This window comes from Oscillatoria sp. FACHB-1407 (assembly GCF_014697545.1).
Lineage (GTDB): Bacteria > Cyanobacteriota > Cyanobacteriia > Elainellales > Elainellaceae > FACHB-1407.
The window spans coordinates 246,722-260,277 of sequence record NZ_JACJSA010000004.1; the positions used below are offsets into that span (position 1 = coordinate 246,722).

Genomic DNA, 13,556 nt, shown 5'->3' on the forward strand with positions numbered 1-13,556 from the left:
TGCTCTGTCATTGCGTCATTAGATGGGATTGATGTATGAGCTTTAGTCGTTAAGACAGAGGAAGGACAGTCACTCTATATATAAAATAAAAGGAACTGACTTTAGCGATTAAATAGCTCATGGCTGACCCTGGAGCGCATCCATCAAAGAATAGGCTCATGACCTGGTGGGATAGTTTGAATCCCTCCTCACGGTTGCTGGCGATCGCTCTAGCTGCCCCCCTGACCGTCTTAAATGCGTGGGCTCTTTCTAAAATCTTCGGATATTTTCAATCTCTATTTATTATCCTGTTGACCTCCTCACTCCTGGCATTTTTGCTGAACTACCCAGTGAGATGGTTTGAAAAGCGAGGTCTAAAGCAAGGGCAAGCTGCTGTCCTGGTGTTTTTGGTGGCTATCTTGTTGGTGTCAGGGTTGGGAGTCACCCTACTGCCCCTGGTATTGACCCAGGCACAACAGTTAATTGCTCGCCTGCCGGAGTGGCTTGACTCTGGACGGCAGCAACTCTTGACCCTGGACGATCGAGTGAACGCGATCGGCTTGCCAATCAATCTAGACGGGTTAGCAGAGCAACTCAACGCCCAACTCATTCGTGAATTGCAACTAATCACACGGCAGGCACTCAATCTAACGTTGAGCTTGACTGTATTCACCGTTGTTAGAACGTTGGATGTGCTGTTGACTATTGTGCTCACGTTTTACCTGGTACAAAATAGCCCAATCATCTGGAGAAGCTTGATCCAGTGGTTGCCAACGCGATTACAAATTCCCTTTTCTCAAACGCTGCAATCCAGCTTCCAAAACTACTTCTTTGGGCAGGTCATCTCAGCTACCTGTATGGGTTTGGGGTTGACATCGGTATTCCTGTTACTGAAAGTTCCTTTTGGACTGTTGTTTGGGTTGACGATCGGCTTTATGGCGTTGGTGCCGTTTGGTGGCTCAGTAGGGATTGCAACGGTCACGCTGTTGGTGGCATTGCAAAACTTTGGTTTGGCATTTCAGGTGTTAGCCGTTGCCCTGATCGTGCAGCAAATTGTCGAAAACTTTATCGCTCCCAGAGTTTTGGGTACGGTGACGGGCTTAAATCCGTTCTGGGTGTTTGTGTCTTTGCTGGCAGGTGCACGAGTGGGCGGGTTGCTAGGCATCGTTGTCGCCGTTCCCATTGCAGTGGTCATCAAGGAAATATTGATCGCGGTGCGATCGTCCCACCATGGGGATAGCAGTTCTCATCCTCCCTTGCCCCCTGCGATCGAAACCGTTGAAAAGGTGGATGAAAAACGGTTGCAAAGCTCTGGTGTTAGCGGTCAAGAGTAAGCTAATTTTCTAGTGTTGGGCTGATTGAGAAACTCCAACTCGATTCGAGGCGATTAACTGACAAGCTCATGAGCCAATTCCCTCAATTTCTGCGCGATCGCTATGGCACCGATATTTCCCATCCTCATATTCGTGAAAACGATGTCGTGACTTGCCTGTTAGCCCATCGTTCGATTCGTGCCTATCGTCCTGACCCACTCCCAGAGGGAACCCTGGAAACCCTGATTGCAGCGGCGCAATCGGCATCAAGTTCTTCCAATTTGCAGACATGGAGCGTCGTTGCTGTAGAAGATCCAGACCGCAAAGCAACCCTATCAACCCTGGCAGGCAATCAACCTTACATTCGCCAGTGCCCGCTATTTCTAGCATGGCTGGTCGATCTGGCACGGTTGACCCAGATTGCGGAACAACGGGGCTTGCCTCATGCGGGGTTGGATTATCTGGAAATGTTTTTGATGGCAGCCATTGATGCTGCTTTAGCCTCGCAAAACGCGGCGATCGCCGCTGAGTCCCTGGGGTTAGGCATTGTCTACATTGGAGGGCTACGAAACCGTCCAGAAGAAGTGGCATCTGTGCTGCAACTACCGCCCCATGTTTTCGGGGTGTTTGGGATGTGCGTAGGCTATCCTGACGAGGCTCAGTCGGTTGCAATCAAACCTCGTTTGCCCCAATCTGCTGTTCTGCATCGAGAGACGTATCAGGCAGCGCAGAACGAGGCGATCGCCCACTACAACACCATCATGCGAGACTTTTACGCAGCACAACAGATGAATGTAGCGGGAGATTGGGCAGAACATTCGGTTAAACGGGTGGCGGGAGCCGAAAGCCTGTCGGGACGCGATCGCCTGTGCGAGATTCTCAATCGGTTAGGGTTTCCGCTGCTTTGAGGGGTTGAGTTGTTAACTGGGCGATCGCTCCTACCAAATTAGCCTGACTTAGCTGAGCGAAGGCACTATCCGCGAGGATCCGATGAGTAGCAGTTGTGGGATGAATCCCATCCCAAAACAAAAACTGGTCGGGTTGACTACAGGTTGCGAAATCGACCAGGCAGTTTTGAGTGACATTCTTGAAACCAAATCGTGCTGGATTGGCGATCGCCTCCTGATAAAGCGCATATACATCCAACTCAATCAATTGCAGTTCTGCGTTGGATTGTTGACCCAACACTTTTAATAAGCGACGGAGACTGGAATTGTGAGTGCGAGCCGAGTTGGTCAGTGCTGCTGCTTTAGTCGTGTTGCGAGTTGCCGGAAGGTTGCCCAGATCAGGCAAGTTTGCCACCAAAATGTGTTTTGCCCCCTTCGACGTGAGGGACTGCAACACATTGGATAAATTGGCGATCGCCTGTTCGGGTTTGGTTAGGTCTTGTAAGTAATCATTCGCTCCTGCCCAAATAATGTATAAGGCAGAGGGGTTGAGTTGCGATTGAGTGGCGGTGAAACGTTGTACCTGAGAGACGACGGTGGGAACAGGCAATGGAGAACCACTGCTAACAATGGTGGCTCCACCCCAGGCGGAATTCGTAATTTTATGGGTGGGCAAGTTTAATTGTTGAGCCAGATATTCAACCCATACCAATCCATTGGAGTAACGTCCTTGAAAATAAGGTGGACTGGGAGGATAGAGTCGATTGGAGGTTTGAAAGACATTTCCAACATCAGAAAGACTATCTCCAAAGACATAAATTTCATCAACGGAATGATGTTGAGGAGTGAGGGTGATGAGTGCAGTCATGAGTAATGTTAGGAGTGCAAGACTCACAAATAAAATTATTTTTTTAAGGTGCAATTTCAGCAGCATTAGAGAGAATAGCGCACTTCTATACTGTAACGATTCACACTCAAGATGACAGAAATTGAGATCCCCAGTCTCTCTTTGAAGTTGATCAGAAGCTTGTGTGATCGCATCATCACAAACTAGTGTTGCGAACACAAAGTTCTGCAATGTAGGGGGTTTGGGGACTTCGCCCCCAAGAAGGGGTTTCACCCCTTCACCCCTTTCAAAACTTATTTTTTGCTGTACTAGGAATCTTTAAAGAAAGGGGTTTGGGTTTTAAGATGAATCGTCTTCTGCAAGTGTGGATGTTTAAAGACCAGTTCTCTAGCATGAAGGTATAACCGATCTGTATTGGCTGCATCTCCATACAGGCGATCGCCCCTGATCGGCATACCTAAACCTCTAACATCCGCTGCATGGACTCGCAGTTGATGAGTCCGTCCTGTCAAGGGTATCAATTCCACACGGGTCAACTCTCCCTCGTGGGTCAGCACGCGAAAATGGGTGATGCTGAGTTTACCCCGTTCATCAACGGTTTGGTAAGGACGATGATCCGGATTGCCCCACAGTGGTAGCTCGATGACTCCCTGTTCAACCGTCACTCTGCCTGTTAGAACGGCTTCATAAACCTTCTGCACCTGGCGTTGCTGAAATTGCTGGCTCATAGCTCGATAGGTCTGCAAATCGCGTGCCACCAATAGAATTCCGGAAGTATCCTGGTCGAGTCGATGGACTGCTCTCAGCGTCTGCTCCGGAAACTGCACCTGCAATCGGTTGACAACGCTATCCTGGCGATCGCCATATCGACCGGGAACCGAGAGCAATCCGGCAGGTTTATTAACCGCCAGCAGCCACTCATCCTCATAAATCAGATCCATCTCAGGTGTGGAAATGGCAGCCTGTTGCGGCAATCCAGACAACAGAAACCCCATAATCGGTTGACACCGCTCAGCGCAGGCTCCATAAAACGCTCCCTGCATTTTATCCCCAGCGACAGACGAGGGTCCCCACCAAAACTCTGCCATTGCTACAGGTTTCAGTCCATGTGTTGCAGCGTAGTGGAGGAGTTTGGGGGCGCAGCAATCCCCCGTTCCTGTTGGTAGAAACCCGTTGGGCATCAAGTGATGCAGCGATACAGACTGTCCTGCAAAGTTGGTCAGTCGGTAGGTTTCATACATCTGAGTTTGCAGTTGTCGCGATAGTTCTTTGCGTCGTTGTTTGAGTTGTTGTATTCGAGCGTCTGCCTGGGCGATCGCCTGCTTTAACGGTTGCAGTGCCATATCTCGGTGCTGTTTGAGGCGACGTAGTTCGATCCCCTCATAACGGCTACGGTCATCCAATCCTTCTAATGCGGTCTTTAAGGCGTCTCCAGTCAGGCGTGTAAGAAGCTCTTGGCGTTGTTGTTGTCGCTCTAGCTTAGAACGTTGATGGCACTGTTTGAGTTGTTGTAATTGTTGTTCAAACTCGTAAGAAATACGCTCAAATTGTTCTCGTTCTGGAAGATGTTGAAGAGTGATCAGAGTTTGTTTAATCGTCTCTAGTTGATCTAGCGTGAGAGCTTCTGCAAATGCGATGCGATCGCGCCCTGGAATCGGTGGAACCCAACCCTCCACAACCGCATGACCATTGAGTAGCCCGGAGAAAGCCTTGAGAACTCGCATTCCGACAGGTGTTTCGACCAGTAACACCCCATACATCTTACCTTCTATCTTGCCCTGATGGAAGTAGCGTTGATCCGTGAGGTGTTGCATTAACCCATGAGCGATCGCCTCTGCCAGACGGGTTCGCGGTAAGGACAATACAACCCCCGTTTGTGGACATCGCCCCTCGTAACAATACTCAATTGTGTTCGAGTCTGCAACCGTTTCAGAGTCAATAAAATCGGTTAAGGGATGCAGTGTCACGAAGTCCGTCATTCTGTCTTTTTGGCTTTCCAGGTGCCACCATACGTATAAAAGGGATTGTTGTGGCTAACTTCATCCCAACAGCGACGGCAGACAAAGACCCATTTACCCGATTCATCATGTTGCACACGATAGAGTACGGGTTCTACTTGCTGACATTGAGCGCAAGGTTTTTGTCGCGATCGCATATTTTTAATGGTAAACAACAATAGACATGTCTTTAAACGTGTTTGAGATTTCCGTGAATCTCCGGTTCGCACTTTGCCTAATTTGGGGCAACTTAGAGATGCAAACGAAGGGGCGATCGCCTGGAACCAAAAAAGTTATGGCGCAAATCAAAATTTCACCCTGGTCAATTCTCGTACTCATGATGCTGGTTGGATCAGTCGCAATGGCAATTCCGTTGGAGCCAGCGACTTCTGACATCATGACTCCCTTTCATCAGACAATGCAAGGTGTTTACGGACGTTAATCGATAACCGATTCCCAAATCCGTTTTAACAAGGCATTAAACGGCTCCCAATCGTCATCTACTGTAATGGGTTCCCAGATCGCCTCAATTTCTGGTCGCACCAAAATAGTACTGGGATTATGTTGATTGAGCCGTTGTAACACAACCGCTATTTCGGGCTCAGCAAGGCTAGCAAGAGCTTGTTGATAAATCTGTCGCCATTGCTTAAAGCTGCTTGCCAGAGCATCTGCATTGGGAGATACCGATGCAGCAAAAATCAAATTAGCATCTTCGCGCCACTGCGGTGAGAACTGCTGTCGGAGTGCTAAAAAGAAGTCATGATAGCCAATCTGAGTGGTTTGTAGAAATTGAATTGTGAGTTTTAACAGATCGTCTGCCAGTGGCGTTGGCAGTTGCTCAAACCCCAATTTGTGCAACATCCGTTGTTGATAGGCGGTGTAGTAATGCTCCTCAAATTGCGCTAACCCCGCTTCTAGATCGGTTGTTGGTATTACCGTCGCCAGGGGCACCTGTAGCAACTCTAAATTGAGTTTGCAAATGAGGGGTTGATTGGCGTAACAATATCGCCCAAAGTAATCAAAGTAAGCCGCTGTGAACTTGGGATCATACTTTTCAATAAAGGCGTAGGGGCCGTAATCAAAACTCTCGCCTGTGATCGACATGTTGTCGGTGTTAAGCACGGCATGACAGAACCCAACCGACATCCACTGAGCGGCTAATGTGGCGACCCGTTGCACCAACTCGGCATAAAACCGAGCATAGCGATCGCGCTCTCGGTGTAGATGAGGATAGTAGTAAGTGATAACGTGGTCGAGTAATTTTTGAATCAAATCTGGGCGTTGCAGGGTGTGTAACCGCTCAAAGGTGCCAAAGCGAATGTGCGATCGGTTAAACCGCACCATTACCGATGACCGAGTGGGGGACGGTTCGTCACCTCGCCACAACGCCTCTCCTGTCTCGATCAAGCTGAGGCAGCGTGAGGTGCGTACCCCCAATCGATGTAACATCTCTGCCGCCAATACTTCACGTACACCCCCTTTTAGCGTCAGCCTGCCATCGCCACCCCGCGAGTAGGGAGTTGTGCCCGATCCTTTTGTACCAAAGTCATACAATTCAAAATCTTTGCCCCGCACCTGACCATACAAAAAACCCCTGCCATCTCCGAGATAGGGGTTGTATTCCCCAAATTGATAGCCGTGATAGCGCATGGCTAGCAGCGGCATCCGCCCGATAAATTTGCCAAACGCCTCAATGAAATGGTGGTCACTGACATCGGCGGGATTGAGTCCAATCCTGGGCAGCAAGTCATTATTACGAAACCGCAGGATGTGTTGGGGAAACTCTGCCGCAGAGACAGAGTCGTAATAGTCTTCTCCTAAAGATTCAAAGGCGGGTTCGTACGGTAGAGCAAGAAACGGGTTGGCAGCGGGCATGGGTTAGTTCAGTGAATTATTAAGGACGATTGTACTCGCACAATATATGCCTGTAGGCTCAACCCTATCTCAAAAAGTCAGGTAAGTTTTGCCCCCCTCGACTTAACTTTTTGGAGTAAAGTCCCTAATTTTTCCCTATTGTGAAAGAAAAGACCAAATCCTACGATATTACCAACATTACCCGTAGATCTTCGAGAATTTTTTAAGCCCTCGCAATTTAATTTTGAGTTTAAGACCCAATCAAAAATAGATTGCAATATCTCTTAAATCTCATCTACTTCAGATATTCTATGAGGCTTTCATGAATCAAATAAAAACAACTCAAGCTAAATCAAAAGCTACAGTGTGGCTTGAGAAAATGAGTCATTTCTTCCAATTTGAGCAATTGGGAACGAACTATCGCAGTGAATTACTGGCGAGTTTAACCATCTTTATGACGATCGCCCCAATTTTGGTGGTCAATGCTCATATTCTTGGCAATGCTGTTTTTTTGAACGAGACAGGAGACTTATTTGATCAAATCCTGGTTGCTCTTGTGCTGTGTTCTGCGGTTTCTAGCATTTTGATGGGGCTATTTACAAACTATCCTTTTGTGCTTGGATCGGGCACTGGGATTGTTGCGCTGGTTGCCTTCTCGGTTGTGCTAGGCATGGGCATGAATTGGCGATTAGCACTCACAGCAACCCTGGTAGAAGGGATACTCTTTACAGCTTTGTCCCTCAGTCCGTTTCGGCATCAATTGAATGCTGCTATTCCTGACTTTCTCAAAAAGGCAATGGTGGTTGGATTAGGGCTATTTCTGGCTTATATTGCATTGTCGGGTAGGGCTGCTCCTCCCAATTTAGGCACCGGGATTGTGATTACCAGCGAAGCGACCCCGACTACCTTAGGCTCATTAAACCAACCGACAACCATCATCGGCGTTTTGGGAATTTTACTGACAGCGATGCTCATTGTTCGGCGGGTCAAGGGTGGACTGCTGTTGAGTATTTTGGGAACGGCGATCGTTGGCTGGCTTTGGGGAGTGGCACCCTTACCTCAGGGCATTTTCAGCCTACCGCAATTTCCTGTCGATCTATTTGGGCAAGCCCTCTTTGGCATACAGTATCTTACCTGGTCTCAACTGGGAAATTTTGTTGCTGTTGTTTTTATCCTGCTCTTTGTTACCTTATCGGACACCATTAGCTCGCTCAACGTGTTGGGGCAACAGGTCGATCGGCTAAAACCCAACGGAGATCTCTATCGCTCGAAACAAGCTCTGCTCTCTAATTCTTTAGGTACTGTATTGGGTGCTCTGGTTGGCAGTGTGCCTGTGATTCCTTATCTGGACTCTGCTGCGGGTATTTTTGAAGGGGGACGGAGCGGATTTGTGGCGATTGTCGTTGCAATTTTGTCTCTGATCTCACTCTTATTTACTCCTGTATTTGCGGCTATTCCTGCCTTTGCGGCTGCACCCGTGTTAATCCTGATTGGGGTTCTCATGATGAGTTGTGTTCGCTTTATTGATTGGACTGACCTGGCAGAGGCAATTCCCGCATTTCTGGTGATTTTGATGATACCGCTCACCTTCTCAGTGGCTAACGGGGTGGCAGCAGGTTTTATTGCTCATGCCGCTATCAACGTTGTGCAGGGAAATCGACAAAAAGACCTGCAATCGAGCCTGTTTTTGGCAGCGATCGCTCTGGCTTATTTCGTATTGATTACCTGGAAAGTGTAGGGTAGCTCTTACAACCCATCGGGGAGGGCTGTATCAAATACGCTCAAGGTTATTTCCGCGACAGACCTTACGGATAACGGTGTGGTACTTTTGAGACAACAGAATTTTGGTCTGGTATCGCATTTGTCAGAGAAGTAACCTATGTATCGATTCCAGATCAGTGCATTGACACAACCCGGAGAAGCGATCGCCCTTGTCGGGTCAATTCCGCAGATGGGGTCATGGGATGTGAACCGATGTGTCCGGTTGCAGACGAGGCGCGATCGCTATCCTGTGTGGTCTGTTGATCTTGATTTAACTGGAATCGAATCCCCACCCGAATATAAGTACATCCGCCTGCGTCCCGATGGGGGGGTGGAGTGGGAGGCGTGGGGATCAAACCGTTGGGTGCCCATTGAACCGGAGCCGTTACCCAGTCCTGTGATTGTGGAGGATGGTGCGATTGGGACAATCCCCTCCTATCCCTACGGCTATTACGCAAACCCAGTCGCTCAACCCGTCCCTCAACATCAGGATGGGCTGAAGATTGTGGTGATTGGTAGCTCGGTGGCATTGGGCTGTAGTGCCTGGTTGTTGCACGGGTGGGCATGGCATTTGGGACAAACCCTGCAACGCTTTGGGCATCACCTGGTGAATGTGTCTGAAATTGGTACAAACGTCAGCACGACGATCGCCCGCTTTTCCCAGGTCGTTGCCCCGGAAGACCCTGATATTGTGATTATTGCGCTCTCACTGGGCAATGAAGGCTTAGCCTCCAGTGCTCCATTACATCAACGAGCCATTCAGCGACGCTTTGAGAATGGGTTGCAGCAATTGATTAAGATGACCCGCGAACTGGGGGCAATTCCGATGTTGGGAGGGGTGTATCCCAATGGGGGCTACACGTTAGAGCACTACAGATTATTGCAGGAAACCCACCAACGAATGCAGACGTGGGGCGTTCCGGTGTTGGATTGGCTGTCCGTATTGGATGACGGTCAGGGCCGCTGGAAGCCCGGAATTTGGATTGATCCTGCCCATCCCAATACAATCGGGCATCGGTTAATGGCGGAGGCGATCGACCTCAGTCTGTTTCACAGAAGTAAAGCTGACCTGGCGACGATCGTCCATCCTCATCTTCCGACAGAAAGTCCGATCTATCAAGACAGTAGCGGGTTTCACCTGTTTACCCGCCATGCCGAAAACAGCTTACGGGTGATCAACACCTCGTCCTACTCTTACACTCTCTCTCCCCAATGGCAAAACGTGCAAACGGCTCTACAAGCAGCACGGTTACCCGCAGGCATTTATATCGCTGAAAACTCGACCTCTGGAACGTCGCCGTTTCTATTTATTCAAGATGATGGGGCGATCGAGACGACAATGGCTGTTCCTCCGTCTGCTGATCTGAGGTTTTATCCAGCCTTTCATTTCTTTGTACCGCACCGATCCGACGTTGTCTTCTACGATGGGCATTTAGGCATTCTCAAAGTCAGTGATAGTCGGCTGTATGTGATTAACGAATCGGATCACGACTACAATTTGCATCCAATGTGGAAGGAAGTGCGTGCGGCGTTAAGAGCCATGCCATCGGGGGTGTATCGCGATCCGCTGCATCCAGATGCTCCCTTCCGAACCCTGATGATCGGCAATGAGGGATTAGAGAGCCGCGTGAAAGTTGCCCCCCGATCGGCGATGGTGCTGGACTATCAGTGCAGTTTGGCGGAGGTAAGCCGTGTAGCGATCATTCCCCTGGGCGATCGCTGTGCGGTGCGAATGCTGTTGTATAAGCTGGAGTACGACGGACCTGCCTTTCCCTTTGACCTGACCCGCACGACCAATCTGGCAGATGTTGCCGATATGATTCAGAGCGGATTTGAGGACATGTGGAATCCGGCTTTTTTGCATTACAACCACGATGCACGGCGAATTTATCATACGAAATGGAGTGGATTATCATTTGCGCACGAAGCGGAAGAAAGTGATGATCCGGTCAACGATATGTCTCCTGTATACGAACGGATGCGGGTGCGGTATACGGCGCGATCAGAACGGTTTTGGTACACGTTACGAGCCTGTGATAAAGCCTTATTTGTACGAACGGGGTTGTGCGATCGCAACAGTGTCGTCGATCTAGTTCACAAGCTCGAAGCTAAATGTGAAGGAAAACCCTTTCGGTTACTGCTGATTTCGCCCCAGAGTTCAGATGAATTTGCGGATCTGGCTAACGTGTTGCATTACAATTTGGAATTCAATCCCGATCGCATGTACGACGATTTAGGACACTGGCTCTATTGCACTGAACTCATGCGAGGCATTCTTGATTCATTGGGTGTATCCAGTCAAAATCTTTTCTGGTGTCCACCGAACCCCCCAAAGGATGTAGCATAGATTCGGTAAACCCTTGATTTTCCGTAGTCCACGCAGATGGACTTGGTTCTGATAGCCGCGAATTGATTCGCCAGGTGATTAACCCAAATTGAGGTTGAGTAACTTCCTGGCTGTACGGGTTTGGTGATGCCAAACCCTTAAAGACCCTTTACACTCTGGGATATCTTTGGGGCATGAGTTAAAACGGAATTACGTTTTACAGCGTATGTCCAATGCACATCACACTCCATACCGACAAAAAACTTGTCCTACAAATCTCTGAAAATCAATTCTTGGCGATCGCTCTGCAAGTTGGTGGTACATTGATTGGGGTGAGCATTTTAATGTTTAGTGCAGACTTCACCACAAACCCTGATTACAGTGCTCTATCTGCACAAAACTTGAACTCTTTTGTTAGATTCTTAGGCGTGATCCTGGCGATGATTGGTGTGTCATGTATTGGATTTGCCACAAACAATCGGCACCAATCATACACGTTTGATAAAGAAAGTGGTTTGTTAACCGTTCAAGGAAAAGGAATTGCTCGACTTTTGAGGCAGGAATATCCCCTCAGCAGTATTCGAGAGGTGATTGTTGGTCAGACGGAATCGACTCCTCCAGCGAGCGTTACAGAAAATTATTCGGTCATCTCTGTTCCGGATGAGTATTGGATTTATCTGGAGTTTGAGGATTCCTTCCCAAGGATATTTTTGCAGTATCGTAGCTCAGATCAGCAAACAGTAAATGAGTTGGCAAATGCAATTCGACAATTTTTAGGACACCCGCTTGTTAGTAGTGTGGCGTGAGGTGTTGCTGATTCAATTGACGAATCTTGGAGGGTGTTTCGCGAAACGCCCATATCAACGGTGGTAAGTTTTTAGAATCCTTGTGTATTCAGCGCAAACCCGCTTCTAGTGAGGAGCCAAGGGTTTTAGAGTAAGACTGAGTTCTCTACAAATCGGGTAGAGGAGGTAAGGGGTGTGCCGCATAGATGTCGAGTTGGGTTGCCTCTCGGTATTGGGAGTACGCCACAGCAAGATGGGAATGCTCAGGATGCCAAGGAGCATGACGACGATTGCCATTAACCAGATGACAAAGCGACTGGGGCGATAGTCACCTCGCTCAATCTGCCAAAACGTTTGATTATATCGCCACGCGCCCAGTGCGATCGCCAGTACGCCACAGACAATTAAGCTGATGCCCAACACCTCTGAATTTAACAGGGGGTTAGTTTGAGTAGACTGTTGTGTTAGCGATGCCTGGAGTTGACTCAAAAAGATGCCAAAGCGGGCGATCGCTAACCCTAATCCAATCAGGGCGATCGCGGTTCGTAACCAGGCTAAAAAGGTGCGCTCATTGGCTTGATGTTCGCGCTGGCGATCGATTTTAGGCGGTTTAACCACAACGAATTGTCAAAACATGAAAGGACACACTATTCACAATAGAGCAATCGTTCTACAGGATGGAACGTTGCAAATTGTTATCTCCTAGGATTTAATTTTCAGGAAACCTCTGTAAAGAATAATGCAGATCCATTGCGATTTTAAGACAAGCTCTATGAAGTCTCTTATGATTGAAGTATAGATAATTTATACACTAAGACAGAGGTAAAGATCGCTGCAATAGACTCTGACAAATAGCATGGTTTGAGCATCATTACAGTTACATTCTATAAAGCTGAGGTCACTGATATGAAAGTCTTTGAAATGATTCGTGATGCAGTTCACTACCTCTCCGAAGGAGCAACCAGAATCTTCAAACCCAGTGATGATCATTATCCAGAAACAGGTGTACAACCCTTTGAAGGCGAACCCTATTCTCAATGGGTTGAGCTTCAAAATACCAAAAATCCGCTCAAGTAAACGTTTGTTTTCTTTGTCCTGCTTAGTCGCAATAATCAACAATTAACGCAACATCTTATTGGGTGTTGCGTTTTGTCTGTGTATACCTCAAATGGGGTCACTAAAATTGCGATCGCCCTCAAACGAGTCTTCCACATTTTCCATCGTGTCTTCAAAGCGATCGCCCATATCATCAAAAAAGTCTGCGATCGCAGGTGTGGTAATCTCCACGATCGGATCTCCCACAATCTTGATCACTAAGCCGCTAATAATAGCAATTAACAAGACGCCGACCCAGCTTAATCGTTGGCTCATGCAGGTCAAACTCACTCCACAGACATAGATTTTAACCCTTCCTCAAGTCAAAATTCTCAAATTTCCTGGTTAAGATAGGCTTTGGGTAGAGACAGTCGATCGAGGGAAGTAACGGTGCCTGCAATGTGGGCTAAAACAGAAAGTTGCCCAAAAGTTTGCATATTTCCCGAAAGACCAACCGATAGAACTTTAAGCCCCCACAGTTCCAAAGGGGTGAGGTGGTTAGAACAGCCCCCGCTAGCTGGCTCGCTACTTTGGAACTGTCCCCCTCGTGGGGTGATCAAAGCTCGCTCGTTCCAATTCCCTTCTAAAGGAATAGCGATCGCCCAAATTTTTGTAACTACCAATAGACTTGCGATTTGATCATCTCTCTTTGGATAGAGCGCATTCGTCCCTCTTCCTGCTGATAATGGTTGCTGATTAAGTAAGTTGGAGG

General features: G+C 48.2%; 14 protein-coding genes. 7 read left to right on the forward strand and 7 right to left on the reverse strand.

The genetic code is table 11. The features are described from left to right. The first annotated feature begins 158 nt into the window (after nt 1-158). Both H6G89_RS09220 and H6G89_RS09225 read left to right on the forward strand, forming a co-directional pair. Nucleotides 159-1,313, forward strand: coding sequence for an AI-2E family transporter (locus H6G89_RS09220; protein WP_199336621.1), 1,155 nt, complete (start codon nt 159-161; stop codon nt 1,311-1,313). Nucleotides 1,314-1,381: 68 nt separating this feature from the next. After that, nucleotides 1,382-2,200 carry an NADPH-dependent oxidoreductase gene (locus H6G89_RS09225; RefSeq protein ID WP_190505235.1) on the forward strand — a complete coding sequence of 273 codons (819 nt, stop codon included), beginning with the start codon at nt 1,382-1,384 and terminating at the stop codon, nt 2,198-2,200. Here the strand turns inward: H6G89_RS09225 and H6G89_RS09230 are convergent. From H6G89_RS09230 to H6G89_RS09240, 3 genes are all read right to left on the reverse strand, one after another. Further along, on the reverse strand, nt 2,172-3,047 hold the full coding sequence (locus H6G89_RS09230; RefSeq protein WP_199336622.1) for an SGNH/GDSL hydrolase family protein: 876 nt from the start codon (nt 3,045-3,047) through the stop codon (nt 2,172-2,174). The genes H6G89_RS09225 and H6G89_RS09230 overlap by 29 nt on opposite strands. Before the next feature lie 287 nt (nt 3,048-3,334). Next, a complete protein-coding gene (locus H6G89_RS09235) occupies nt 3,335-5,005 on the reverse strand; it encodes an RluA family pseudouridine synthase (RefSeq protein ID WP_190505239.1) in 1,671 nt (556 codons plus the stop codon). Further along, complete coding sequence (locus H6G89_RS09240) at nt 5,002-5,202, reverse strand: hypothetical protein (protein ID WP_242059879.1); 201 nt, start codon at nt 5,200-5,202, stop codon at nt 5,002-5,004. The genes H6G89_RS09235 and H6G89_RS09240 overlap by 4 nt, the downstream gene beginning before the upstream one ends. Before the next feature lie 5 nt (nt 5,203-5,207). Between H6G89_RS09240 and H6G89_RS09245 the strand changes: the two genes are divergently transcribed. After that, nucleotides 5,208-5,465: a hypothetical protein gene (locus H6G89_RS09245; protein ID WP_190505241.1), complete on the forward strand. Its 258-nt coding sequence runs from the start codon at nt 5,208-5,210 to the stop codon at nt 5,463-5,465. Here H6G89_RS09245 and H6G89_RS09250 read toward each other — a convergent pair. Beyond that, nucleotides 5,462-6,898: a protein adenylyltransferase SelO gene (locus H6G89_RS09250; protein ID WP_190505243.1), complete on the reverse strand. Its 1,437-nt coding sequence runs from the start codon at nt 6,896-6,898 to the stop codon at nt 5,462-5,464. The genes H6G89_RS09245 and H6G89_RS09250 overlap by 4 nt on opposite strands. Nucleotides 6,899-7,199: 301 nt before the next feature. Here H6G89_RS09250 and H6G89_RS09255 point away from each other — a divergent pair, with 301 nt between their 5' ends. The 3 genes from H6G89_RS09255 (at nt 7,200) to H6G89_RS09265 (ending at nt 11,770) form a co-directional block, all read left to right on the forward strand. Further along, on the forward strand, nt 7,200-8,615 hold the full coding sequence (locus H6G89_RS09255) for an NCS2 family permease (RefSeq protein WP_190505245.1): 1,416 nt from the start codon (nt 7,200-7,202) through the stop codon (nt 8,613-8,615). A gap of 141 nt (nt 8,616-8,756) precedes the next feature. Next, nucleotides 8,757-10,985, forward strand: a complete 2,229-nt coding sequence (locus H6G89_RS09260; RefSeq protein ID WP_190505247.1) for a DUF1796 family putative cysteine peptidase — start codon at nt 8,757-8,759, stop codon at nt 10,983-10,985. 212 nt (nt 10,986-11,197) lie between these two features. Continuing rightward, the gene (locus tag H6G89_RS09265) at nt 11,198-11,770 is read left to right on the forward strand and encodes a hypothetical protein (RefSeq protein WP_190505249.1); all 573 of its coding nucleotides are present in this window, start codon (nt 11,198-11,200) and stop codon (nt 11,768-11,770) included. A gap of 105 nt (nt 11,771-11,875) precedes the next feature. Here the strand turns inward: H6G89_RS09265 and H6G89_RS09270 are convergent, their stop codons facing one another. Then, nucleotides 11,876-12,367, reverse strand: coding sequence for a YidH family protein (locus H6G89_RS09270; protein WP_190505251.1), 492 nt, complete (start codon nt 12,365-12,367; stop codon nt 11,876-11,878). A 288-nt stretch (nt 12,368-12,655) separates the two neighbouring features. Here H6G89_RS09270 and H6G89_RS09275 point away from each other — a divergent pair, with 288 nt between their 5' ends. Further along, the gene (locus H6G89_RS09275; RefSeq protein ID WP_190505253.1) at nt 12,656-12,826 is read left to right on the forward strand and encodes an isochorismate synthase; all 171 of its coding nucleotides are present in this window, start codon (nt 12,656-12,658) and stop codon (nt 12,824-12,826) included. A gap of 87 nt (nt 12,827-12,913) precedes the next feature. Here H6G89_RS09275 and H6G89_RS09280 read toward each other — a convergent pair whose 3' ends face one another. Both H6G89_RS09280 and H6G89_RS09285 read right to left on the reverse strand, forming a co-directional pair. Continuing rightward, the gene (locus H6G89_RS09280) at nt 12,914-13,120 is read right to left on the reverse strand and encodes a hypothetical protein (RefSeq protein WP_190505255.1); all 207 of its coding nucleotides are present in this window, start codon (nt 13,118-13,120) and stop codon (nt 12,914-12,916) included. A gap of 56 nt (nt 13,121-13,176) precedes the next feature. Next, complete coding sequence (locus H6G89_RS09285) at nt 13,177-13,467, reverse strand: hypothetical protein (RefSeq protein WP_190505258.1); 291 nt, start codon at nt 13,465-13,467, stop codon at nt 13,177-13,179. Nucleotides 13,468-13,556 lie beyond the last annotated feature (89 nt).

Excerpts from the sequence above, each read along its gene's own strand:
- H6G89_RS09230 (WP_199336622.1), bottom strand. The coding sequence starts at position 3,047 with ATGACTGCACTCATCACCCTCACTCCTCAACATCATTCCGTTGATGAA.
- H6G89_RS09225 (WP_190505235.1), top strand. The coding sequence starts at position 1,382 with ATGAGCCAATTCCCTCAATTTCTGCGCGATCGCTATGGCACCGATATT.
- H6G89_RS09280 (WP_190505255.1), bottom strand. The coding sequence starts at position 13,120 with ATGAGCCAACGATTAAGCTGGGTCGGCGTCTTGTTAATTGCTATTATT.
- H6G89_RS09260 (WP_190505247.1), top strand. The coding sequence starts at position 8,757 with ATGTATCGATTCCAGATCAGTGCATTGACACAACCCGGAGAAGCGATC.
- H6G89_RS09275 (WP_190505253.1), top strand. The coding sequence starts at position 12,656 with ATGAAAGTCTTTGAAATGATTCGTGATGCAGTTCACTACCTCTCCGAA.
- H6G89_RS09265 (WP_190505249.1), top strand. The coding sequence starts at position 11,198 with ATGCACATCACACTCCATACCGACAAAAAACTTGTCCTACAAATCTCT.
- H6G89_RS09245 (WP_190505241.1), top strand. The coding sequence starts at position 5,208 with ATGTCTTTAAACGTGTTTGAGATTTCCGTGAATCTCCGGTTCGCACTT.
- H6G89_RS09235 (WP_190505239.1), bottom strand. The coding sequence starts at position 5,005 with ATGACGGACTTCGTGACACTGCATCCCTTAACCGATTTTATTGACTCT.
- H6G89_RS09250 (WP_190505243.1), bottom strand. The coding sequence starts at position 6,898 with ATGCCCGCTGCCAACCCGTTTCTTGCTCTACCGTACGAACCCGCCTTT.
- H6G89_RS09255 (WP_190505245.1), top strand. The coding sequence starts at position 7,200 with ATGAATCAAATAAAAACAACTCAAGCTAAATCAAAAGCTACAGTGTGG.
- H6G89_RS09220 (WP_199336621.1), top strand. The coding sequence starts at position 159 with ATGACCTGGTGGGATAGTTTGAATCCCTCCTCACGGTTGCTGGCGATC.